At 56.5% G+C, this 23,293-nt stretch carries 13 protein-coding genes; 6 read left to right on the forward strand and 7 right to left on the reverse strand.

What is annotated here, in order from left to right:
* The first annotated feature begins 6 nt into the window (after nucleotides 1–6).
* The 3 genes from JT718_RS02475 to JT718_RS02485 all read left to right on the forward strand — a co-directional run bounded on the left by JT718_RS02475 (nucleotide 7) and on the right by JT718_RS02485 (nucleotide 4,368).
* Nucleotides 7–1,260, forward strand: a complete 1,254-nt coding sequence (locus JT718_RS02475) for a glycoside hydrolase family 27 protein (protein ID WP_205500104.1) — start codon at nucleotides 7–9, stop codon at nucleotides 1,258–1,260.
* A 182-nt stretch (nucleotides 1,261–1,442) separates the two neighbouring features.
* Complete coding sequence (locus JT718_RS02480; RefSeq protein ID WP_240336880.1) at nucleotides 1,443–2,843, forward strand: sialate O-acetylesterase; 1,401 nt, start codon at nucleotides 1,443–1,445, stop codon at nucleotides 2,841–2,843.
* 214 nt (nucleotides 2,844–3,057) lie between these two features.
* Nucleotides 3,058–4,368, forward strand: coding sequence for a glycoside hydrolase 5 family protein (locus JT718_RS02485; RefSeq protein ID WP_205500105.1), 1,311 nt, complete (start codon nucleotides 3,058–3,060; stop codon nucleotides 4,366–4,368).
* Between the two features lie 237 nt (nucleotides 4,369–4,605).
* On the opposite strand, the gene JT718_RS02490 is transcribed toward JT718_RS02485, so the two are convergent.
* The 3 genes from JT718_RS02490 to JT718_RS02500 all read right to left on the reverse strand — a co-directional run bounded on the left by JT718_RS02490 (nucleotide 4,606) and on the right by JT718_RS02500 (nucleotide 6,871).
* Nucleotides 4,606–5,043 carry a hypothetical protein gene (locus tag JT718_RS02490; RefSeq protein WP_205500106.1) on the reverse strand — a complete coding sequence of 146 codons (438 nt, stop codon included), beginning with the start codon at nucleotides 5,041–5,043 and terminating at the stop codon, nucleotides 4,606–4,608.
* A 189-nt stretch (nucleotides 5,044–5,232) separates the two neighbouring features.
* Complete coding sequence (locus JT718_RS02495) at nucleotides 5,233–5,901, reverse strand: MCP four helix bundle domain-containing protein (protein WP_205500107.1); 669 nt, start codon at nucleotides 5,899–5,901, stop codon at nucleotides 5,233–5,235.
* A 226-nt stretch (nucleotides 5,902–6,127) separates the two neighbouring features.
* A complete protein-coding gene (locus tag JT718_RS02500; protein WP_205500108.1) occupies nucleotides 6,128–6,871 on the reverse strand; it encodes an SDR family oxidoreductase in 744 nt (247 codons plus the stop codon).
* Nucleotides 6,872–7,951: 1,080 nt separating this feature from the next.
* Here JT718_RS02500 and JT718_RS02505 point away from each other — a divergent pair.
* The 3 genes from JT718_RS02505 to JT718_RS02515 are packed head-to-tail and all read left to right on the forward strand — an operon-like array spanning nucleotide 7,952 to nucleotide 14,841.
* Nucleotides 7,952–12,673 carry an HYR domain-containing protein gene (locus JT718_RS02505; protein WP_205500109.1) on the forward strand — a complete coding sequence of 1,574 codons (4,722 nt, stop codon included), beginning with the start codon at nucleotides 7,952–7,954 and terminating at the stop codon, nucleotides 12,671–12,673.
* A 5-nt stretch (nucleotides 12,674–12,678) separates the two neighbouring features.
* Nucleotides 12,679–13,668 carry a PorP/SprF family type IX secretion system membrane protein gene (locus JT718_RS02510; protein WP_205500110.1) on the forward strand — a complete coding sequence of 330 codons (990 nt, stop codon included), beginning with the start codon at nucleotides 12,679–12,681 and terminating at the stop codon, nucleotides 13,666–13,668.
* A gap of 21 nt (nucleotides 13,669–13,689) precedes the next feature.
* Nucleotides 13,690–14,841, forward strand: coding sequence for a hypothetical protein (locus JT718_RS02515; protein ID WP_205500111.1), 1,152 nt, complete (start codon nucleotides 13,690–13,692; stop codon nucleotides 14,839–14,841).
* A 586-nt stretch (nucleotides 14,842–15,427) separates the two neighbouring features.
* Here the strand turns inward: JT718_RS02515 and JT718_RS02520 are convergent.
* The 4 genes from JT718_RS02520 to JT718_RS02535 all read right to left on the reverse strand — a co-directional run bounded on the left by JT718_RS02520 (nucleotide 15,428) and on the right by JT718_RS02535 (nucleotide 22,892).
* Nucleotides 15,428–18,850 carry an amidohydrolase family protein gene (locus tag JT718_RS02520; RefSeq protein ID WP_240336881.1) on the reverse strand — a complete coding sequence of 1,141 codons (3,423 nt, stop codon included), beginning with the start codon at nucleotides 18,848–18,850 and terminating at the stop codon, nucleotides 15,428–15,430.
* Nucleotides 18,851–19,692: 842 nt separating this feature from the next.
* Nucleotides 19,693–20,652 carry a sugar phosphate isomerase/epimerase family protein gene (locus JT718_RS02525; RefSeq protein ID WP_205500112.1) on the reverse strand — a complete coding sequence of 320 codons (960 nt, stop codon included), beginning with the start codon at nucleotides 20,650–20,652 and terminating at the stop codon, nucleotides 19,693–19,695.
* A 55-nt stretch (nucleotides 20,653–20,707) separates the two neighbouring features.
* Nucleotides 20,708–21,598, reverse strand: a complete 891-nt coding sequence (locus JT718_RS02530) for a hydroxypyruvate isomerase family protein (protein WP_205500113.1) — start codon at nucleotides 21,596–21,598, stop codon at nucleotides 20,708–20,710.
* Nucleotides 21,599–21,611: 13 nt separating this feature from the next.
* Complete coding sequence (locus JT718_RS02535) at nucleotides 21,612–22,892, reverse strand: nucleoside permease (RefSeq protein WP_205500114.1); 1,281 nt, start codon at nucleotides 22,890–22,892, stop codon at nucleotides 21,612–21,614.
* Between the last annotated feature and the right edge of the window lie 401 nt (nucleotides 22,893–23,293).

The raw sequence follows: 23,293 nt of genomic DNA on the forward strand, positions 1-23,293 counted from the left end.
ACAAACATGAAAAAATTACTGCTCTCTTTAGCGGCCCTCGCACTTTCCTCTTCGGCATTAGGCCAGGGGAACAACTACGCCCAGAACTACACCAAATACGAGAACCTGGCCATGACCCCGCCCATGGGCTGGAACAGCTGGAACAAATTTGCCTGCAACGTAGACGAAAAACTGATCCGGGAAACCGCCGATGCCATGGTGAGTTCGGGCATGAAAGCGGCCGGCTACGAGTACATTAACATTGACGACTGCTGGCACGGCGACCGCGACAGCCTGGGCTTCATTCACCCAGATCCCAAGCGCTTCCCTTCCGGCATGAAAGCCCTGGCGGATTACGTGCATTCCAAAGGCCTGAAGCTGGGCATCTACTCCGATGCCGGTTCCCAGACCTGCGGCGGCCGTCCGGGGAGCCGGGGTTATGAGTTTCAGGATGCGCAGCAGTACGCCAAATGGGGCATTGACTACCTCAAGTACGACTGGTGCAACACCGAGGGACTGAAAGCCGAGGGCGCCTACAAAACCATCGCGGCGGCGCTGCGCAAAGCCGGCCGTCCGGTGGTGCTGAGCATCTGCGAGTGGGGCACCGACAAACCCTGGGAGTGGGGCCCAGCCGTGGGCCACCTGTGGCGCACCACCGGCGATATCTACAACTGCTTTGACTGCGTGAAAGACCACGGCACCTGGAAGTCCTGGGGCGTGATGCAGATCCTGGACATGCAGGAAGGCCTTCGGCAGTACGCCGGCCCGGGCCGCTGGAACGACCCCGACATGATGGAAGTGGGCAACGGAATGCCCGTGCACGAGGAACGCGCCCATTTCACCATGTGGACCATGCTGGCCGCCCCGCTCATAGCTGGCAACGACCTGCGCAACATGACCAAAGAGACCCTGGCCATTCTAACCAACCCGGAAGCCATTGCCGTGAACCAGGACAAACTGGGCATCCAGGGCTTTAAATACAGCACCAAAGACAGCGTGGAAACCTGGTTGAAACCCCTGGACAATGACAAGTGGGCCGTGGTGTTCCTGAACCGCAGCAAGGCCCCGCAGAAAGTGAGCTTTGACTGGAAGAACACCCCCATTGTGGATGACCTCTCTAAAAAGGAGCTGAACGCGGGCAAAACCACCTACAAAATCCGGAACGTGTGGACCAGGAAAGAGCAAGGCAACACCAAAAAGACCTTCACGGCCACGGTACCCTCGCATGATGTGGTGATGCTGGTGCTTTCTGGTGACAAAGCGAAGGTGGCCGGCAAGTAAATCCGCATACCGCCGCCTATGCAACGGCAATTCGGGCCTTTTTTTCTGAAAATGGGCCCGAAACGCTTTTCCAGGTTCACCCCACTTTCAGGTTTACAACACAATGAATAAATTACTCAGGCTACTGATAGACCCACCCGTTGTTGGGCAAACGTGAAACAAGACCTTATGCATTCTTCTCTATGAAACTTAAAACCTTCTTTAAACGCTTCGTGCTCATGGCCATGAGTGGCGTCACTACACAGGCGGGGGCGGTCTCGCTTCCGGCCATTATTGGCAACCACATGGTGCTGCAGCGCAACGCCGAAGTGACCATCTGGGGCTGGGGCCACACCGGCGAAGAGGTCACCGTCACCGGCAGTTGGGACAACAAACCCGTCAAGACCAAGGTCAACGGCCTGGCGCAATGGTCGGTGAAACTGCAGACCTCGGGGGTCACCCAGCCGCAAACCGTGACCGTGAAAGGCTACAACACCATCGTGCTGGAAGACGTGTTATTGGGCGAGGTGTGGCTGTGCTCGGGCCAGTCTAACATGGAATGGAGCGCCAACGCGGGTATTGACAACGCCCAGAAACACGTTGCGGAGGCTAATTACCCGTCCATCCGGTTCTTCCAGGTGCCCCGCCGCACCGCCGATGCGCCGCAGCTGGACTTGCCGGGCCAGTGGGTGGTCTGCACGCCCCAGACCATGCAGCACTTCAGCGCGGTGGGCTATTTCTTCGGGCGGGAGATTCACCAGAACCTGAAGACGCCCGTGGGCCTGATCAACAGCAGCTGGGGCGGCACGCCCGCCGAAGTGTGGCTGAGCGCCGGGGCCATGGCCGCCAATCCGGTTCTGGCGGAGGCCGCCGCCAAACGCAAAGAAGTAGAATGGGGACCGGTGCAAACCGCCAAAGCCTACAACGCCATGATTGCGCCGCTTATCCCCTTCCGGCTGGCCGGTGCCCTCTGGTACCAGGGCGAATCTAACGTAGACGCGCCTGAGGTTTACGCCCAGATGCTGCCCGCCCTCATCCAGGATTGGCGCTCCGCCTGGAAGCAGGACTTCCCGTTCTACTACGTACAGATTGCGCCCTACAAATACGGCGGGGCCGAAGAATGGCCTCGGTTAGCCGAAGCTCAGCTAAAAACCCTGCGCGTGCCCCACACCGGCATGGCCGTGATCCATGATGTGGGCAACGTAGATGACATCCACCCCAGAAACAAACTGGACGTAGGCAAACGCCTGGCAGCGCTGGCCCTGAACAAAACCTACGGAAAGAAAGACGTGGTTTCCTCGGGTCCTATTTACCGCAGCATGAAAGTACAGGGCAACAAGACCCGCCTCTACTTTGACCACGCCGACCAAGGCCTGGTAGTCAAAGGCAAGGAACTCACTTACTTTGAGATTGCCGGCGAAGACCAGCAGTTTGTGCCCGCTACCGCTAAAATAGACGGCAACACCGTTGTGGTGAGCGCCAAGGAAGTGAAAAAGCCGGTAGCCGTCCGGTTTGGCTGGAGCAACAGCGCCAACCCGAACCTTTTCAACAAAGCAGGCCTGCCCGCCTCCGCCTTCCGGACCGATTCCTGGCCCCGGAAATAGCGAGCGCCACCTAGCTCCCCTGAAAAGAACCCAAAGGGCCTCTCCTCCCCCCCTTTGTCATCCTGAAAGGACCTTGTGGACGAACCAGAATGACTTTCTTTTACTGCAACTGCCGTTCGCCCCAAGGTCCTTTCAGGATGACAGAATGAACGTTTGACTCTTTCTTTACGCAGTGCTCTCACCTATAGCTGCGCTTTATCTAACTAAAAAGTAGATGACCAGAATTTATCTCCTACTCGCCCTCCTGTGCCTTGCTTTCACCCAGCTCCACGCCCAGAAAAGGGACTTTGTGAAAACCGATGGCCACCTGTTCACGCTGAACGGGAAGCCTTATTATTTCATCGGGACCAATTACTGGTACGGCGCGCTGCTGGGCTCCACCGGCGAAGCCGGCAACCGCGAGCGCCTGCTAAAGGAACTGGACATGCTCAAGAAAGCCGGCGTGACCAACCTGCGCATTCTGGCCGGCACCGAAGGTCCTAATAATCAACCGTACCGCGTGTCGCCGGGTCTGCAGCTATCGCCGGGCGTTTACAATGACACTTTGCTGGCCGGGCTGGATTTCCTTTTGGCCGAAATGGGCAAGCGCGATATGAAAGCGGTGCTGTACCTGAACAATGCCTGGGAATGGTCGGGTGGGTTTAGCCAATATGTGAACTGGAACACCAACGTGCCTATTCCGTACGCCCTGGCCAACAACAATGACTGGGCGAGCTTCATGAAGTACTCGGGCCAGTTCCACCAGTGCGAGCCCTGCAAGCAGCAGTTCGCGAATCACGTGAAATTCATGCTAGGCCGCACCAATCAGTTCACCAGGAAGAAGTACACCGATGATCCCGTAATCATGTCCTGGCAGATTGCCAATGAGCCCCGCGCCTTTTCCATGGCCAACGTGCCGGCGTACAGCCAATGGATCAAAAGCACCGCTGCCCTGCTCAAATCCCTTTCCCCGAACCACCTGGTGTCAACCGGCTCAGAAGGTTCGCACGGCTCCGAGGGCTCCATGGACGTGTTCAAACAAGTGCACACTGATCCCAACATCGATTACTTCACCATGCACATCTGGCCCCGCAACTGGGGTTGGCTGGACAACCAGAACCTGGCCGGTTCCCTGGATTCTGCTATCACCAAAACCATGGAGTACATGGACCGTCACATCGCTTTCGCCCGCGAGCAGAAGAAGCCCATCGTGCTGGAAGAGTTCGGTTTGCAGCGCGACCACAATGCGTTCAGCCCCTCGGCCACAACCTCGCACCGCGACCGGTACTACCAACGGGTGTTTGAGCGCGTACTTGCCAGCGCCCAAGCCAAAGATGCCCTGGCCGGTGCCAACTTCTGGGCCTTCAACGGCACTGCTCGCCCCAACCCTACCCGCCACTTCTGGAAACCCGGCGATGACCTCATGGGCGATCCTCCCCAGGAAGAGCAAGGCCTCTACGGCGTCTTCGACACAGACTCTACCATACCGTTGGTGACGAAATACAGCAAGGCGGTGCGCAAGGCGGGGAAGAAAAGGAAGAAGTAAGGGGCACTTACCAGCCCAAGTACAGCCCGGCGGCAGAAATAAAAGGAAACCATAAACTACTCCTAGCACAAAAGACAACGGCCCACTAGTTCTTCCCAACCACTTTGACCGTCACCAATAAACAGAAAGCCTGCATGTGTGCTACATGCAGGCTTTCTGTTTTCAACCTGTTTTTAGTAAATCAATCTAAAAATACTGCCCAATCAGTTCGCTTAGGGGCAGCGCTCAAGGCCAACCTTATTTGTTTAACGGGGCACCCACTGCAATGCTGCAGTCGTGGCCGGGCTGGCCGTGTGGCGGGTTGAGCCCTTTGGCGGTGGAAATGGGCGGCGCCGATGGCAGTACCGGGGCGGGCGGCAAAGCAGCGGGCGCAGTGCCGGTAGCTGCAGGAGCAGACTTGGCCGGGGAGTTCAGGGGAGCGCCCACCTCAATGTCGCACCGGTGACCGGGTTGTCCGTGCGGGGGGTTCAACCCGGCCGTGGCTTCGGGCTGCGCACCCTGCGCCGGTTGACCTGCCGTGGCCGGTTGGTTTGCCCCGCCCGCCGGGGCGGCATTCACGGGGAAGGTGGCTGGTTTAAATGAACCATTCTCTGTAGTGGCCGGGCTTTTCTCTTTGGAGCAAGCCGCAAGGCAGAGCAAAGAAGCTGCCGCCAATACCTTCACTGTATTTTTCATGCGTATCATTATTTGCGTGTAAAGGGTGAGCCCATGAAGACTCTTTTAAGCAAGGTAAGCAATGTGCCCGAATACTTTTGCCTTTGCCTCCAGAAACTGCTTCAACTGGGTACTGCCCGCCCCCGGAGCCCCGGCTGCGCCTTTCCTAAAAAGACGCAGCCGGCAGCGCACCGGGGCAGCCAGACTGTGTTAGTTGAGCATGGGCTTCTGCGGGAACTTGGAGAGCTTAGATTTGGAGGCCAGAATCAGCATCTGGATCATGATGCCCAGGCCTACCACCACTACCAGCTCAAAATTGGTGAGGATGGTGGAGCCCGCAATGATTTTCTTTGATTTCTCGTTCAGGCGCTTGCCCTCCTCTACCTGAATGCCCGACAGCTGGTTCAGGTGGCTGGCGGCAAGGCTGTACTGCGCGTCCATGAGGGCTTTGGCCTGCGCCATTTCCTGCCCTGTTCCCTGGCGGGCCAGGTACTGGTTCTCCAGGTTTCTGATCTTATCCATGGTCTGCTTCAGCGCGCCAAAATACTTCGCCTCGGCTTCGGTCAGGTCGGTGGTTTCATAGGTTTGCAGCAGGGTAGCAATCGCCGTGTTCTTCGCCAACAGCTGGTCCTGCAACGAGGCCGCATTGTCTGTATAGTAACAATTGTCTACCAGCATCTTCTTCTGGTAGAGGTGCCCCGAGAGCTGATAGATGTAACTTTCTACCAGCAGCCGGTCTTCATACACCGCCGAAAAGGAGGACCCCAGCTGGTTGACGTTGTTGCTGTCCAGTAAATTCTTGGAAAGCACCAGCCCCAGCACGATGGCGATCAGAAACGCGGCTTTTGTCTTTTGTTTGATGCTATATGCCCATTTCATCATCTTAGTGTTTAAAAGTATCACAAAACCAGTAAGGCTTTCTGCGCCTGGTTACCCTATTAACGCGTTTCACAGGCAAAACCTCCCCTGACCTGAATATAAGCATTTATTACCTAAGAACCAGTCACTTACCCCGGAGATAATTTCAGGCGGCAGTGCCCTGCAGGGGCTCAGCACCAAAGCCCCGTTTTGAGGCTATTTTTACTGAAACGGGCCTTAAACGGGGTCAAGCCCAGCGGGAGTTCATTTCCAGAAAGAAGGCGTCGTTCTCTTCGCGGGAGGCTTTCCGGCGCACCTCGGCGGTGCCAAAGCCCACCTCCAGTTCCCCGTTGTCAATCCGCTGCATCACAGAGTCGGCAAACTCATCCAGGGGAGCCCCGAAGGTGTGCAGCCCGGCCCCTCCCAGATCAGTGTTCACGGCGGGCGGCACAATCTCCACCACTTCCACGGCCGTGTTCCTCAGCAAAAAGCGCAGCGACATGGTAAAGGAATGGAGGGCGGCCTTGGTGGCGCAGTACACCGGCGCAAAAACGCCCGGCGTAAACGCCAACCCCGACGTGACGTTGACAATGCCGGCTTTGGGTTGCTTTTGCAGGTGCGGCACAAACAGGCTACACAGGTGGATGGGCGCCTCCAGGTTAATGGCAATTTCCTGTTGCGTCTGGCTCCACGCCTCTTGCTCCTCCACAGGGTTCACCCGCCGCTGGATACCGGCGTTGTTCACCAGCACGTTCAGTTGCGGGAACTCAGCGGTGGTCCACTCCAACAGAGCCACGCGGTCGGCTTCCTTGGCCACATCGCAGACAATGGTGTGCAGCGCCGGATGCTTCTCTTTCGCTTCATTCAGTTTATCGGCCCGCCGGCCGCAGACAATGACGGTGCTGCCTGCCTGCAGAAAACGTTCGGCAATGGCCAGGCCAATGCCAGAGGCCCCACCGGTGATGAGTACTGTGTTTCCAGCTAGTTTCATGGTTTTTAAGATTAAAGAAATGGCCTATGCCTAGGTGTGCTTACTTCTAAGCGGCAGAGGAAGTTTAGCAAACCTGGCAGGTGCTTGGCAAGGGTTCGCCTTTGGTGCTGCAGACTTCGCCGGCCAGGAGATGTTGGCCTGCCCACCCGCGCCAGTTTAGGATGATGAGTCGCCAGTTCTAGAAAGTAATCCTGTCGCCAAGTTGCCCTTCAGGAGGGCTCAGCCCAAAACACTCCTGAAAAATATTTGTAAAGTTTAAATAGTTGAATAACCATAAACCTTATTCACTATTTATTGACTGATTTTAAGTAAATGCTTCAAAAACGCACCTGACATCCTTAACAAGAAATTGTATACCCTAACCAGTTATAAAGCAGACCAACCCCATACCCCTGCAAAATCTACAACTTTTCCAATGACAAGTGACTAAATTAAAAGTATTTAGCAAGGCGCTTTGTACATTTAAAAATTAGCCCAAAATTTACGGCCGCAAAAGCTTCAGCCATAATGAAACTTTTTCAACATGCCTCCTCCCCCAGGGCATCTAAACAAATAGTACCACTGCAAACTAGTTGGTTCTTGTTTTATCAAGGAGCCAGTAAAGAACATGTCTACGTCAACCACGAATCCTTACTAAAGTACCATTACAGATTTTTCTAGCGCAAGAGCATTACAGCCTGAAAAGCCTTGCTGGTTTGCCACTAGCAGAATATCCAAGTAGTTCACCCTCAACCTTTACCCTATAGTTACACCGTTACATTCCCTCCCCAATTATGCAATCCGTTAGTGGCTGTCTCACGCAGAGATGAGGCCTGGTGCGTTTACGCCTGCCGCCCATTGTATAGCCGCTCAGTTTTGTGGAACAGCAGCAGCTCCCCCACCGGTGCTCCTGCAGAACCACCCGAAATCCCTACGCTTTCGTGCCCTTGATGCTGCAGCAGGCAGGACTCCCTCTTTGAGGCAGCTCTGCTTTAACGTCATGCAGCTAGTTCCTGGGCAAACCCGAAACCTGAAAAACAACCCTTTATTATGAAACACAATTACTTACCGCCACGCCAAAAAAGGTGGCAAAACTTAGCATTGAGTAGAGCAACGGCAAAGCTATTGCTCTGGATGGTGCCCCTTCTGGTGGGCTTGCCTTTTGAGGGCAAAGCGCAATTAGTTACTACCTATGACTACACGGGTGCCCTGCAAACCTACACGGTACCACCGGGGGTTACCAAACTCCGCATGGAGGCAATGGGCGCCCAAGGGAAAGCTGCCCAAGAAGGCTTTGTGGGCGGAAAAGGCGCCTATATGTCTGGTGATTTCAATGTGACCCCAGGCGATGTCTACCTGATCCTGGTAGGAGAAGCAGGCAAGGCTACAGGCCCCAGCAGCGGCGGTGGTGGGGGCGGTACCTTTATTGTGAAGGTAGACCCAACCTCGTCCAGCGTGATTGCTTCGGGGCCTCATGCCGGGAAGAAAGTTTCTCCCGTTCTGGTGGCCGGCGGCGGCGGCGGAACCAGGCAGGCCGTTACCGCTAATGGTTTTCCAGGGGTGACCACCCAGTATGGTACCACCGGCTCAGGAAGCAGTGAATCCGGAGCGGGAGGTGGAATAGTAAAAACTACCGGATTAGGCTTAGGGGGCATTGTTAGCTCTGGTAGCTGGGGATCTGGCGGCGGCGGCTGGAACGGCGACGGAGCACCAGACTCGGGTACCGGTGGCGCTAGTTTCCTCAATGGGGCCAAGGGAGCAACCGGTCCCTGCGGAGCAGCTGACATCATTGGCGGATATGGCGGCGGTGGCGGCGGTGGCTGTCATGGCGGCGGCGGTGGCGGCGGTTACTCCGGTGGCGATGGTGGCCGGGTAGCCGGCGGCGGCGGCTCTTATAACATAGGCCTGGACCAAAGAAACGTAGCTGGCGCCAATGCTGGCAACGGAAAAGTGATCATCACCATCCTTGCGGCGGGCTCCCTTAACTTTGACGGCATAGATGATTTTGTTGAGCTAGGAAACTCCCACAACAATCTCAAGTCCGTCACTTTCAGCGCCTGGATTTACAAGACCGGCGACAACAACACTGGCTTTGACGAGATCTGGGCCAAAGAATACATTAGTTCTGTGTCGGTGAACAACGTCACCAACAAACTGCATGTCAACTTCGGGAATGGTACCTCTTGGGGTAGCGCCACCGAGTCTTCCCAGGAAATTCCGCTCAACCAGTGGGTGTTTGTAGCTGCCACGCGTGACATAGTCACCGGCGCGGTGAGGCTGTACGTAAACGGCGAGTTAGCCGGAACCGGCACCAATGTTGCCACCGGGTCTAACACAAACCTTAGAGGCATTGGCCATAAGCCGGGCGTACCTTTTGCCAACGGGGCTTTTGCCGGCACCATTGAAGAAGTAAGGGTTTGGGACCGCGTACTGTGCGAAGGCGAGATTAAAACCAGCATGAATGCTGAGCTGCCATTACCGCAAGCGGGCTTGGTCTCTTACTACAAATTCAACCAGGGCATCCTGGGCACAGACAACAGCGCGGTTGCCACTTTGCTTGACGAGGTAGGCGGCGTAAACGGCACCTTGAAGAACTTTGCGCTGCTGGGAGCATCTTCCAACTGGGTTGATGGATACGTATCGGGTACCGCTCCTGCCTTTGTGGCGCCAACGGTAAGCTTTACCACCAATCAACCGCTGGTGCAATGCAGCGGGGGCTCTGTAACCTTTGCCGCTACCGCGGCTGCGGGCAGCACCTACCAGTGGACCAGGAATGGCGCTCCTATTGCGGGCGCTACCAACAGCACGTATACCGCCACCACCACAGGAAGCTATACCGTGATTGTGACGCAAACCGGCTGCACGGCTACTGCTGAACCAAAAGTGGTTGTGATAGAAGACACCACCCCTCCGGTTGTTCCAACCTTAGCGGATGTCATCGCCGCCTGTTCTGCCACCGTACCGGTACCCACCACAACCGATGCCTGCGCCGGCACCATTGAAGGAACTACCACAGACGCGCTAACCTACACCACCCAAGGCGAACACACCATCACCTGGACCTTCCATGATGGCAACGGCAACAGTGTGACGGCTCAGCAGAAAGTCATCATCAAAGATGAGGTTGCGCCTGTACTTGCCGTACCTTTCAACATCACCGTGAACGCAGACGCAAATGCCTGCGGCGCAAAAGTCACTTACAACGCACCTTCTGCCACCGATAACTGCGGCGAGGGCACGTACCCTACCACACTAGCGGGCCATACGTTCAAAGGCGAGTTTGGAGGCCATGCGTACTTCCTTTCAGATGAGGTTGCCACCCCAGAGGAGGCGCACGCCAGGGCAATCGCTTTAGGCGGCCACTTGGTAACCATTAACAGCGCACAGGAGAATACCTTTATCTCCAGCTTGAGCCCTGATCGTATCTGGATTGGCTTCACTGACCGGGCAGAGGAAGGAACCTTCAAGTGGGTGACCAATGAGCCAGTGGTTTACACCAACTGGAACACCGGTGAACCCAATAACTTCAACAATGAAGATTGGGCCGTGATGAACTGGGGGCCAAACGGCACCTGGAATGACTGGTTCTACACGGGCGAAGCCCGGTACGTGATTGAGTTTGAGGGCGGAGCTGTACCCAGCACGTTGGTGGCTGGCTTAGGCAGCGGCGCAACGTTCCCAATTGGTACTACCACCGAAACCTGGAAAGCCGTAGACAAGGCTGGCAACGTGACCACCGGCTCCTTTACCGTAACCGTGGTAGACAACGTGCCCCCTGTGGTTGTAACGCAAGACATAAAAGTTCAGCTAGATGCCAATGGCGTAGCCTCCATTACCCCGGCTCAAATCAACAACGGCTCTACCGACAACTGCGCTATTCCGGCAGATGGCTTTCGCCTGAGCAAAACCAGCTTCAACTGCTCTAATGTTGGTGCCAACACGGTTACCCTAACGGTAACAGACGCAAATGGCAATTCCCAATCAAAGACAGCGGTAGTCACCGTTGAAGACACTATTGTTCCGGTAGCCAAAGCAAAAGCCCTGACGGTGAAGCTTGACGCCAACGGAGTTGCCTCCATTACCCCACAGATGGTAGACAATGGTTCTTCTGATAATTGCGGCGGTGTTACCCTGGCGCTTTCCAGATCAACCTTTGACTGTATTACCACCGGTCCGCAGACAGTGACGTTAACGGTGACAGACAATAGCGGAAACACCGCTTCCGCCACCGCCACCATCACCGTAGTAGATGAGATTGCCCCCAAAGCCCTGGCCAGGAACCTCACCGTTCAGCTAGACGCCACGGGCAAAGTGACCATCGCAGCAGCGGATGTAAACAACAACTCTACTGACAACTGCGCCATTGCTTCTGTTACGCTGAACAAAACCACCTTCACCTGCGCCAACGTGGGTGCCAACCCGGTTACCTTAACGGTAACAGACAACAGCGGCAATGTCTCTACGGCCACCGCTACGGTAACAGTGGAAGACAAGGTAAAACCGGTAGTACTTGCCAAGAACATTACGGTTCAACTGAACGCCAGCGGCACTGCCACTATTACTGCGACAGACGTTGACAACGGTTCTTCAGACAACTGCGGCATCCAGTCCATCACGCTGTCTAAAACTGCTTTTGACTGCGCTAATCTGGGCGAAAACAGCGTCACCCTCACCGTGACGGATGTACATGGCAATACGGCCACGGCCCCTGCTACAGTAACGGTTGAAGACAAGATCAACCCTACCATCACCGCGCCAGTAACCGTGACGGTGAATGTTGATCCTGGTCAAGCCACAGCCTCTAGTGTAACATTGGGCACCCCGGTTACCGCAGACAACTGTTCGGTGGCCAGTGTTACCAACAACGCTCCTGCTACCTATCCTACCGGAACCACTACTGTCACCTGGACCGTGACCGATGCCGCCGGCAACACCGCCACTGCAACGCAGATAGTAACAGTTAGACCTAACGTGGTGTCTGTGGCCAGACCAAGCACCGTGGAGGTGCCTATCCGCACTACGTTTGCCCAGGTGAGCAAGCCTATCACCGTTAACGTGACATTCACCGATGGTACTACCGCCCCAGTTGCGGTAACCTGGCAGGCAGGAAACTACAACGGCTTAGTGAACGGAGACTACGAGCTCACCGGAACCCTCACCATCGGCACTGACAAGTCCAATGTTGACAACGTGGAGGCGAAGTGGACGGTACGCGTGCTGCCTAACCAGGCCCCTACCAACATCACCCTGAGCAAGGCTACTTTCCAGCCCAGCATCAAGCCAGACCAGTCGATTGGTTCTTTCACTACAACTGATGCAGATGACCCTATTGACAACCAGCCAGAGAACCAGCACCTGTATGAGCTGGTAGCCGGTGCCGGCAGCACAGACAACGCCCTGTTTGAGATTGACGGCAACCAGCTGTTCCTCAAATCCAACAAGGGCCTGTCGGGCAAGACTTCTTTCTCCATCAGAGTAAGAACGGTAGACCCTTACAACAACACGTTTGAGAAGACCTTCACGCTCACCAAAGAAGGGTACAACGTGGCCACGGTAGACCTCAAAATTGTGAATGCCTTCTCCCCTAACGGTGACGGCGTGAACGATACCTGGACAGTACCAGAGCTGCGGTTCTACAACAACGTGGAGGTGCAGGTATTTGACCGCTCGGGCGTACGTCTGTTCCACACCACCAACCCTGAACAAGGCTGGAACGGCCGCAACCAACACGGGGCTGTGCAGGCAGGACCTTACCTGTACATCATCCACGTGAAAGACATCAACTATGTGAAGAGAGGTACCGTGACCATCCTTAAGAAATAACGAAGATGAAAAAGTTGACCCTATCTATTTGTTTCCTGCTTTCCGTTCTGGGCGTCTCTGCCCAGAACCGGAAGCACATTGCCAACTTCTCCCTGTTCCAGCAGTACTTCAACCCGGCCCTTACCGGCTATGAGGGCTCCATGGTGAAGACCTTCTACCGCAACCAGTGGACCGGCTTTGAGGATGCGCCGCGCACCATCTTCGCCTCGGTGGAGCTGGACCAGGCAGACCTTTCGGCCTGGCGCAAGGCAGACGTGCTCAAGACCCGCGAGACAGACGCCTACAGCCGCCAGGCCGGGGCCAAGCACGCCTGGGGTTTGTCGGTGCTGCATGATTCCTTCGGGCCTTTTGCCCAAACCCAGGTAAACCTGAGCTATGGCTCCCGCATCCGGTTGTCAGAAAGCCTGAGCCTGCGCGTGGGGGTGGCCACCACCTATGACATCCAGCGCCTGAACGGCAACAAGCTGGTAGTGGACCAGGAAGGCGACCAGGAGTTTGCCGGGTACCTGGGCACCGAGAACCGGGTGAGCAAGTTTGACGTGAACCTGGGCGCCATGCTGACCGGCGAGGATTTCTATGTGGGTTATGCCCTGCAGGACATCACCAAAGGAGCGCTTTCCTCCGGCGATGCCTTCATGGAAGGCACCTACACCATCCAGCACGTGGTGCAGGCCGGTTACCGCACCGCTTTGTCAGAGCAGGTAGGCCTGGTAGCCAACGGAATCTTCCGCTATGACAGCCACCAGAAAGAGACCACCGAGGTGCAGGCCAAGGCCGTGTTCCAGAACATCATCTGGGCCGGCGCGGGCTACCGCCACAACCTGGCCTACACCCTTAACGCGGGCCTTCGCCTGAACCAGTTCCGGGTAGGGTACGTGCATGAGATCCCCACCGGTGATGCCGCCATCAAGCGGAACACCAGTGAGTTCATGGTGACTTACAACCTCTTGCCGGTGAAGTACCCTAAACTGGGCAAGAAAGTAACCATGTGGTAACCAGAATTTGTGCAGAACCAAATGAAAAGAACCTTATACACCATTGCTGTCCTGCTGTCTTCCATGGCGGCGGCCCAGGCCCAGACCCCTATCAAGCAGACCCGCGAGAAGCTAGCTGACCTACACCTGGTAGGAGAAGACCTGGTGGTTTACGCCGTGAAAACCGAAGCCGGCCAGTTCCTCTATTCAGAAAAGGTAGGCGACCAGACCACCTACCGGAAGGAGACCGCCCTCAACGCCGGGGCGGTTAACGCGGTCATCGGGGCAAACGCCGCCGGTGACGAGCTGTACGTGTACCAGAAAACCGGACGCAAAGACGCCAAAATTGCCACCTACCGCTGGAATGGCGCTGATTTCCAGAAAACGGGCGAAAAACCGTTTCCGGCCCTGAAGAACCATTCCTATAACCTGGGCGCGTACCTGTCACCCGACCAGTCTACGCTGGTGATCTCCGCCGACCTGCGCAAGACCAAAGGCTACGAAGACCTGTACCTGAGCAAGTGGGAGAACGGCAAGTGGTCTAAACCCGCCAACCTGGGAGCCGCGCTCAACACCCGCGATGCCGAGTTCTCGCCTTACCTGGTCAACGACTCGCTGTACTTCTCCCAGAAGGCCGGCGAGCAGGCCTTCGTGACTTCGGTACCGTTTGCGAAAGACGCCAACCCCACCGGACAGCCGGCCAAGGTAGGCACCCCCGTGAACCAGGAGCAAGCCTTTACGGCGGGGTACAAGCGCATCGGGCAGAAAGAGATGTGGATCAGCCGTACGCCAGACGGGCTCTACACTGCGTACCTCACCGGGTACGCCCCTGTCCAGGAAACGCCCGAGCCGGTACCCCAGCCCGTGGCCGAAGCGGCACCCGCCCCTACTGAACTCACGCTCAACTACGGGTTCAACGAGGTATTCATGACCCCAGCCCAGGCAGCTTCCTTTGACGCCTTCCTGGCGCAACAGGCCGATAGCGCCTCTCTGTGGGTGAAAGGCTACTCAGACAACGTAGGGCCCGCCAAGGCCAAAGCCAACGTAGCCAGACTACGGGCCGAGTTACTGAAGAAGTATATTCAGCGGTACCACGCCAACCGCCAGTTCAAGGTGGAAACCGCCAGCGACGTATTGGGCAGCGAAGGCCCAGAGTTCCGCAAGGTGGAAGTGCACCTGCACTCTCAGTTCTAAGCTATTTTAGAACCGTTTTCTCAAAAGGAGGCTCTTTTCAAAAGGAGCCTCCTTTTTTTTTACGCCTCGCAACACTCTCCTTTTGCGATGAAAATTATAGCTGGAGCGAAAGCGTTTTGGCGCTGTTTTGAGAAAAAGAGGCAAGAAATACCAAAAGGTGATGGGGCAAAGAAAGTATCTCCCATCACCTTATTGCCATCCTGAAAGGATCTTGTGGGCGCACTAGAATGGCGTTAAAGAAGCGCTAGTAGGTTCGTCACTAAGATCCTTTCAGGATAACAAAGACCGATTGTTCCTACAGGCGGCTCCCGGCGAGTCTGCAGACTCGCACCATACCTTGTCACGAGACTGGAGTCTCGCGCCAGAGTCATCAATCTAGTTGCCCCCGCAATGACGCCTGCGCTAAAGACCTCGTAGTGTGCGCAGCTCCTACGAGTGTCTCCGCCAACGCCGTTTCAAGCCCCTTTTTCCTAAAATAGCTCCGAAACAGACCTAACTGTTTTGAACAAGGTTTCCCCAAAACAGGCCAAAAACAAAACGCCTCCCCTGCTAAGCAGAGGAGGCGTTTTCAACACATCAGAAAAGATTACTCCTGAATACCGGGCACACCCAGCGGAAGGGCGCTGTGCCAGTCAAAGTCAGGGGCTTTCTTCTTGGTGGGAGCCAGTTCATCCAGCGTGTTGGCGTCGTACAGACGGCCGTTGCGCATCACGTATTTGATGGTATTGGTGTTGCGGATGTTCTCCAGCGGGTTCTGGTCCATGATCACCAGATCAGCCAGTTTGCCGTTCTGGATGGAGCCCAGATCACCGTCCAGCCCCAGGGATTTTGCGCCCAGGATGGTAGCAGTTTTCAGGGCGTTCAGGTTGCTCATGCCCCCCGACTGCATAGACCACAACTCCCAGTGGTAGCCCAGGCCCTGCAACTGCCCGTGCGACCCCACGCCCGCCAGACCTCCGGCTTTCACCAGTCGGTCTACAAATTGGGCGTGCTTGTCAAACACGTGCTCGTCTTTCATGAACCAACCGGCCCGGCGGCGCGACTTCTCATCCAGCTCCACCTTAGGGGTGAAGTAGTTCAGCTTTTTGTCGTTCACCAGGTCCTCGGTGGCGTAGTAGTAGTTCTCGGCCCAGGGACCACCGTAAGACACCAGCAACGTGGGCGTGTAGGCAATCTGCGACTGAGAGACAAAGTCCAGCACGTCTTTGTACAGCGGATAGATGGGGTACGAGTGCTCGTGGCCCGGATAACCGTCCAATACTTCGGTGAGGTTCAGTTTAAAGTCCAGCCCGCCCTCGGTGGTAGGCATCAGGCCCTGCTCTTTGGCCGCCATGATGATCCATTGCCGGTGCTGGCGGTTGCCCACCAGGTACATCTTAATGGTTTTGGTGTTGTAGTAGTCTGAGTACTGCTTCAGCACGTTCTTGGCGTGGTCCAGGCTCTTTAAATTATATGACCAGTACCCCACGCCCGGTCCGGTGGAGTACACGCGCGGCCCGATCATCTTACCGGTTTCCACCATGTCTGCGTACGTGAGCACGTCGGTGGTGGCGGTCTGCGGGTCGCGGGTGGTGGTTACGCCGTAGGCCAGGTTGGCGGCGTAAATCCACACCTGGTTAGAGTGCACGCCCCAGCGCGGCCACATGTGCGCGTGCGTATCCACGAAGCCCGGCGTAATGGTTTTGCCTTTCACGTCCAGCACGGTGGCGTTTTGCGGCACCGATAAGGTACCCGAAGCGCCCACGGCCTTGATGCGGTTGTCCTGAATCAGGATGTCGCCTTTCTCAATTACCTCGTCGCCGTTCATGGTGATGATGCGGGCGCCCTGCAACAGAATGGTTCCCTGCGGAATGTCGCGCGGCACCGTGATGGCGATTCTGGTTTCTACCGGTTTATAGCCTTCAATCTTCACCGCCTCTTTGGCACCGGTGCTGTCTTTCTTGGCTTCAGTAGTTGGTTTGGCGTCTTTCTTCAGTTCCTCGGCGGCTTCCAGCTCGCGTTTCTTCGCGAAGGCCTGGTCTAAGTTGTACGCGAAGAACGCATTGCCTATAGACCAGTACACGCTCTTGCCATCGGCCGACCAGCTGGGGAACTGTCCGCCAATCTCGGTCAGCTTCCAGCTGGGGAACTGCGAGCTGGCCACATCGGCCACGGAGATGGTAGGGGTCTCGCCGCCCACAAACGGGATGGTCACCACGTAAATCTCGTTGTTGATGAGGGCCAGGGCTTTGTCACCTTTGGGGGCTTTGATCACCGTGGTGGCCGTGGAGGCCTGCATCTGCGGCTCCCGCTCGTTGAGGTGGTGGTTGTGGCTCATCTCCTCCTCCAGCATGTCGGCGTACGAGCCGAAGGTAGTGATGCCTTTCACCTTCACGTAGGGTTTCTTGTCGGTACCGTCCCAGCGGATAGAGATCAGGCCATCGGTAGCGCTGTACAGGTAAATGCGGTCATCGCCCTGCACAAAGTGCGGATTGGCGCCTAGGTTGGCTTTGGTCACAAACGTGCTGGCCCCGCCCTTGGAAGAAACCCAGTTGATGGTCTGGCGCGAGGCAAAGGCACCCGGCCCCGCCGATTCGCGGTAAGTTTGGGCAGAACCCTTGATAAACACAATCTTGTCTCCCTTGGGCGACCACACCGGCTCCTGGAACACCGAGTTCTCCTGGGTGAGCTTTACCGGCTTGCCTTTGCCGCTGGCGGCCACTTTGTAGATGGCGCCGCCGGTTTTCTCGTGCCAGGTCACAAACACCAGCTCCTTGCCGTCGGGCGACCAGGCCGGCTGGGCCTCAGTAAAATCATTGGTGGTCACGCGCTTGGGCGTGCCGTTGGGGTACTCGGTCACGTACAGGCGGTCCAGCGCGGTAAAGGCCAGGCGCTTGCCATCGGGTGACATGGCCGCGTCGCGGATCTGGGTCACCTTCATGGTTTTCTCGTCTGTGATGGGGTATTTGAACTCCAGCTTCGGCCCGATGGCGATCTTGGTCTCCACCTCAAACGGAACCTCCTTGGCCGCCCCGCCGCTCACCGGAATGCGGTAAATCTTGCCGCCGTAAGAGGCCACCAGTTCTTTGCTGTCTGGCGTGAACGACATGGACGGCAACACGCCCAGCGGCGCAATGGACTCCTGCTCATCGCGCTGCACCGGGTAGGCCAGCCACTTCTCGTCGCCCGATTTCAGGTTCTGCACAATGAGGCCGGTCTGGTTGTTGTAGCGCGTGCCGTACACCAGCAGCTCGCCGTCTGGCGACAAGGTGGGCGAAAACGCCGAGCCGTAGCGCGAGGTTCTGGTATCGGTCTCGCCGGTTTCGCGGTCAAACGTGGCCAGTTGGTACTGCGGCAATTGGGCGTTGTAGTTCCAGGCTCCGGTGCGGCGGGCGTACCAGATGTAGCGGCTGTCTTTTCCGAAGGCCGGCTCCACGGTTTTCAGGGTCTCAGGCGTTTTTATGAGCTCTACCCCAGTGCCGCTGTCTTTGTGGTACAGGTGCAGCTTGAGGTTTCGCCGGCCTTTGGAGACCACCAGGTACTCGCCGTCTGGCGTCCACTCGGCGGCCTGGAAGTTTTCGTTCTTGCTCTTGCTGATCTGGCGGGTTTTCTTGGTGGCCAGGTCCATGATCCAGACGTTGTCATTACCATCGCGGTCCGAGAGGAACACAATGGACTTGCCGTCTGGGCTGTAGCGGGGCTGCACGTCCAGGGCCATGCCCTCGGTGAGCTGCTGGGCTTTGCCTCCGCCTATGGGCAACAAGTACAGGTCGCCCAGCAAGCTGAAGATGATCTGACTGCCATTGGGGTGCACATCCAGCGCCAGCCAGGAACCCTCGTTGGTTTTGATGTCAAGGGTGCGGCCCGCCTCCAGCGGCAGGTCTTTTTTCTCTTCTTTTTTGGTGTCATCCTTTTTGGCAGCGGGTGGCGTGTTCTGGGCCATAGACGGCCCGGCGAACAGCCCTACCGTGCAAAGCAGCAACACGGGTTTCCGCCAGCCAGGGACGTGGTTGGTAAAAAACTGCTTCATAATAAAGGGGTTAGTAGTGGGTATGTTTGGGATTGGTGAAGATAAGGATTGTTTTGTTAGGTTGCTGGCTTTTCAGGACTTGCACCAGCATCTTCTCCAGCCGAATGTCTACACTCCCCTAATCTTTCACCGATAGGAGCCCCACCTGCATGGTTCAAGTCTGCGGCTTGGACCTACTATGGGTTGAGGTTTGCAAATCAGTGAGGCGTTAGCCTCAAAACCACCCTTGAGCCTTCTATGGCGCGGAAGTTACTTCCGTGCCTTTCTTTTTTATTGCTACTTTGCCAGCCATTCGTCGTTGTTGGTGTTCTCACCAACAACCTAAACTGCCTCTCCCTTTCGCCGTTGTTGGTGTTCTCACCAACAACCTAAACTGCCCCTCCATCTGCCCCAATCAGCTACTTCCTACTTCCTGACTCAGAACTCTGAACTCAGGACTCGCTCTGCGGGCGTTTGTCACTTTTCTCCTTGATGAGAAAAGTAACCAAAAGAATCAAGAAGCCCCGAACTCGCTGACGCTCAAACAGGCGGGGCTTCATTTGGTACCACCCCGCAGCCGTCCTCTGTTGCATAGGGAGCGTAGGCCGTTGCTGCTTCAGACGCCACTACTTGCCCCAGAGCCCCTGTTGGGTTACGCAGGCGCCCAACAGGGGCTCTGGGGCATTTTGCTTATTGGTCTTTGAGCTGTTTCAATGCCTTCATCGTCCTGCGGACGGGTGAAAAATCTCTTCTTTGTTTCAGACCTGTTTTCTTGGAAATAGCTTTGAAACAGAACGGCATCCCCCTGCTTCCTATCAGGAAGCAGGGGGATGCCGTTCTGTTTTTATGGGTACTGGTGTGGGCTAGGTCAACAACGTATGCTTCACGTAGTCGTGGCTTTGTTTGATGCTTTGGAAGGGGTCCATGGCGGCGGCGAAGTTTTCCTGCTCCACGAAGATGCGGTCTACGCCGGAGGTCTGGGCTTGGGCGAAGATGGCTTTGTAGTCAATGGAACCCGAGCCTATCTCGGTGTTCAGGGTGGGCGTGGTTTTGTCCATGTCTTTCACGTGCCACATTACAAAACGGCCCTGGTGTTGCTTGAACAGGTCTACCGGTTTGTGGCCGGCTTTTTCCATCCAGTACAGGTCGGCCTCGAAGCTCACCAGGGCTGGGTCGGTTTCCTGGAGCAGGATGTCGTAGCCGGTGGTGTTTCCATACTGCTTGAACTCAAAATCGTGGTTGTGGTAGGCCAGTTTCAGGTTGGCGGCCTGGCACAGTTCGGCGGCCTTGTTCACTTTCTCGGCAATGTTCTTGTAATCGTCGGCACTGTCGCGCAGCTCTTCGGCCAGGTAAGGTACCGTGATGTATTGGTGACCTACTATGTTTCCGGCCTCAATGTAGCGCTTCACAATATCGGCGTTGCCGTCTTTCATGTACTGCCCAAAGTCATAGTGCCCGCTGGTAGACACCAGGTTGTGGGCGGTCAGGAGCTCTTTGAACGCGGTGGGCGACAGGTTCCAGTAGCCAGTTTGGGGGGAGTAGCCGTAGGTCTCCACATCCTGGTAGCCGGCCTGGGCCACCCGGGCAATCACGCCTTTGGGGTCTTGGGGCAAGAGTTCCCGCAGGGTGTAGAGTTGAATCCCGATGTCTGAGATGGTCGATTGGGCGGCCCTGCCCTCGCCGGAACCGGTGGCCTGGGCCGTGGAGACGGCGCTGCCGGAAGCTTGGTTGGAGCTGTCGCAGGAGGTGAGCAGCGCGGGCGCAAAGGCAACCCCCGCCGACAATAAACCAAGCTTCTGCAGGAAAGATCTTCTGTTGTTCATGTCGCTTTAAGGATAGGAATCTGCTGTTTATAGGTTGTTTTTCGGGAAAGAGGCGTTAAACGTCACAGATCTGCACCGCTTGCCGCAGCGAGGCCAGCTTGTCTTTTGCCTGCGGAATAAACTCTTGCGCCACGTACCCATTGAACCCGGTGGCCTTGATGGCCCGCATGATGGCCGGGTAGTTCAGTTCCTGGGTCTCGTCTATCTCGTGGCGGCCGGGCACCCCGGCGGTATGGTAATGGGCAATGTAAGGGTGGTTGTCTTTGATGGTCTGGATCACGTTGCCCTCGTCTACCTGCATGTGGTAAATGTCATACAGCAGCTTGAAGTGCTCGGAGCCCAGGCGCTTGGCCAGCTCCACGCCCCAGGCGGTGCGGTCGCATTGGTAGTCGGGGTGGTTTACTTTGCTGTTGAGCAGTTCCATCACCAAGACCACGTTGTGCTTTTCGGCCAGGGGCAGCAGCTTTTTCAGGCCTTCCACCGAGTTCCTGAGGCCGGTTTCGTCGTCCATGCCCTTCCGGTTGCCGCTGAAGCAGATCAGGTTCTGGTAGCCGGCTTTGGCCACCAGGGGAATCATGTCTGCGTAGTTCTTCAGGAGGGTGGCGTGGTACTGCGGGGTGTTCCAGCCCTGCGTGAGGCTGATCTCGGCGCCGTTGCACATGGTAGAGACCAGCCCGTACTTCTGCAGCGTGGGCCAGTCTTTGGGCCCCACCAGGTCAATGCCCTTCAGGCCCATTTCCTTGGCGGCCCGGCACAGTTCCTCCACCGTTAAGTCATTAAAGCACCAGCGGCACACAGAGTGGTTGATGTTGCCGTTGAGTTGAGGTGCTGCTTTACGTTCTTTTTCGGCGGCCGCCAGGCTGGAGAAGGAGCCCGTGGCGGCCACGGCGGCGGCGCCCGCCAGCAGGCCCTTGAGCGCCGTTCTTCTTTGGTTTACAGATGCCATAGGGTTGCTGGGGTTAAGGCAAGCTGGTAACGGCCGGACCTCTTTCTAGCTCGGGCTCAAACACCGGAACCGCCTTTGCTGGGGCTTTTTTCTCTTTAAAGAACAGCAGGAACAACAGGGCCACGCCGCCCGCAATGCCGGCTGGCACCAGCCAGATGCTCTGCCAGACGTTCGCTACGCCCGCCCCGCGGTAGTACTCACTAATGTACCCGGCCACCCAGAAGCCAATGAGCATGCCCACGCCGTAGGTAGCCAGCGTCACCAGCCCCTGCGCCGAGCTCTTGTACTTCTCGCCGGCCCGGGCATCGGTGTAAATCTGGCCCGAGACAAAGAAAAAGTCATAGCAGATGCCGTGCAGGGCGATGCCCAGAAGGAGCATGAACGACAGCTCAGCGGCGTTTCCGTAGGCAAACAGCACGTAGCGAACCGCCCAGGCCAGCATGCCCACCAGAATGGTCTTCTTGAACCCGTACCGGGAGAAAAACACCGGCAGCAGCAACAGGAACAGCACCTCTGAGATCTGACCGATGGTCATTTTCCCGGTGGGGTTATCCAGCCCCACATCGGTGAGGAAGGGGTTGGCGTTCTGGTAATAAAAGGCCAGCGGAATGCAGATCAGGATGGAGGCCAGGAAGAAGATGAGGAAGTCTTTGCTCTTCAACAGCTTGATGGCGTCCAGGCCCAGAATCTCTGACACCGAGCTGCTGCCCACCGTTTTCACCGGCGGCGTCTTGGGCAGCAGGAAGCTGTAAACGCCCAGCACCAGTGACGCAATACCAGCCATCAGGAACGTGTTTTTGAGCAGGCCCTGCTCAATGCCCTGCGCCGAGTCCCAATGGAAAAGGTAGCTGATGGCCAACCCGGCCGCAATCCAGCCCAGGGTTCCCCACACCCTGATCACCGAAAACTCCTTCTCGGGGTTCTTCATCTGCCGGAACGACACCGAGTTCACCAGGGCCAGCGTGGGCATATAGGCAAACATGTAGGCCAGCACGTACGGGTAAAACGCGCTCACCTCGGCCGCCTGGTACATCTGGTACATCAGGCAGGCGCCCACCAGGTGCAGAATGCCCAGAATCCGCTCGGCGTTGAAGTACTTGTCCGCAATAAGCCCAATGATGAACGGCGCAATGATCGCCCCGAACGACTGGGTGGAGAAAACGCTGGCCGTTTCCAGCTCAGAGGCCTTCAGGTTATTTCCCAGGAAGGTTCCCAACGTGACAAACCAGGCGCCCCAGATAAAAAACTCCAGAAACATCATGGCCGATAACTTAGTGCGGGTAAGTGTATTCATGCGTTGTTTGGTTAGTTTGTTAGCTCTTGGTTCTTATTGGTTTTAGCGCTTACTCCTGGCAAAACCATGCGCTGTTCTAGATGCCCTGGTATTCTCCATTTATGGCTGGCGCGAGTTTGTAACTCGTGCCTCCAGATGCCGGGTAGTCTCCAGACTACCCTCGCTGCCCCGCAGCGAACCCACGCATTGCTGCTCTACTCCAGCATTCAATGGCGAACCTGCGGCCTAGCGTATTTCTTTGCCATAGGGCTGAGCTCCTGGTTTACAGGTTTCGGCTCTCGGCGAGTCTGGGGCTTTCGCCTCATCCCTTGTCACGAGACTGGAGTCTCGCGCCAGTGGTGATCCGGCACGGGCAACTGGTTTCTGAGCCTTTTTCCAGAAAACAGCCCTAAAACAGCGCC

It is taken from the genome of Rufibacter psychrotolerans, from assembly GCF_016924645.1.
Classification (GTDB): domain Bacteria; phylum Bacteroidota; class Bacteroidia; order Cytophagales; family Hymenobacteraceae; genus Nibribacter; species Nibribacter psychrotolerans.

Excerpts from the sequence above, each read along its gene's own strand:
- JT718_RS02480 (WP_240336880.1), top strand. The coding sequence starts at position 1,443 with ATGAAACTTAAAACCTTCTTTAAACGCTTCGTGCTCATGGCCATGAGT.
- JT718_RS02485 (WP_205500105.1), top strand. The coding sequence starts at position 3,058 with ATGACCAGAATTTATCTCCTACTCGCCCTCCTGTGCCTTGCTTTCACC.
- JT718_RS02525 (WP_205500112.1), bottom strand. The coding sequence starts at position 20,652 with ATGAACAACAGAAGATCTTTCCTGCAGAAGCTTGGTTTATTGTCGGCG.
- JT718_RS02515 (WP_205500111.1), top strand. The coding sequence starts at position 13,690 with ATGAAAAGAACCTTATACACCATTGCTGTCCTGCTGTCTTCCATGGCG.
- JT718_RS02535 (WP_205500114.1), bottom strand. The coding sequence starts at position 22,892 with ATGAATACACTTACCCGCACTAAGTTATCGGCCATGATGTTTCTGGAG.
- JT718_RS02520 (WP_240336881.1), bottom strand. The coding sequence starts at position 18,850 with ATGAAGCAGTTTTTTACCAACCACGTCCCTGGCTGGCGGAAACCCGTG.
- JT718_RS02500 (WP_205500108.1), bottom strand. The coding sequence starts at position 6,871 with ATGAAACTAGCTGGAAACACAGTACTCATCACCGGTGGGGCCTCTGGC.
- JT718_RS02490 (WP_205500106.1), bottom strand. The coding sequence starts at position 5,043 with ATGAAAAATACAGTGAAGGTATTGGCGGCAGCTTCTTTGCTCTGCCTT.
- JT718_RS02475 (WP_205500104.1), top strand. The coding sequence starts at position 7 with ATGAAAAAATTACTGCTCTCTTTAGCGGCCCTCGCACTTTCCTCTTCG.
- JT718_RS02495 (WP_205500107.1), bottom strand. The coding sequence starts at position 5,901 with ATGAAATGGGCATATAGCATCAAACAAAAGACAAAAGCCGCGTTTCTG.
- JT718_RS02530 (WP_205500113.1), bottom strand. The coding sequence starts at position 21,598 with ATGGCATCTGTAAACCAAAGAAGAACGGCGCTCAAGGGCCTGCTGGCG.
- JT718_RS02510 (WP_205500110.1), top strand. The coding sequence starts at position 12,679 with ATGAAAAAGTTGACCCTATCTATTTGTTTCCTGCTTTCCGTTCTGGGC.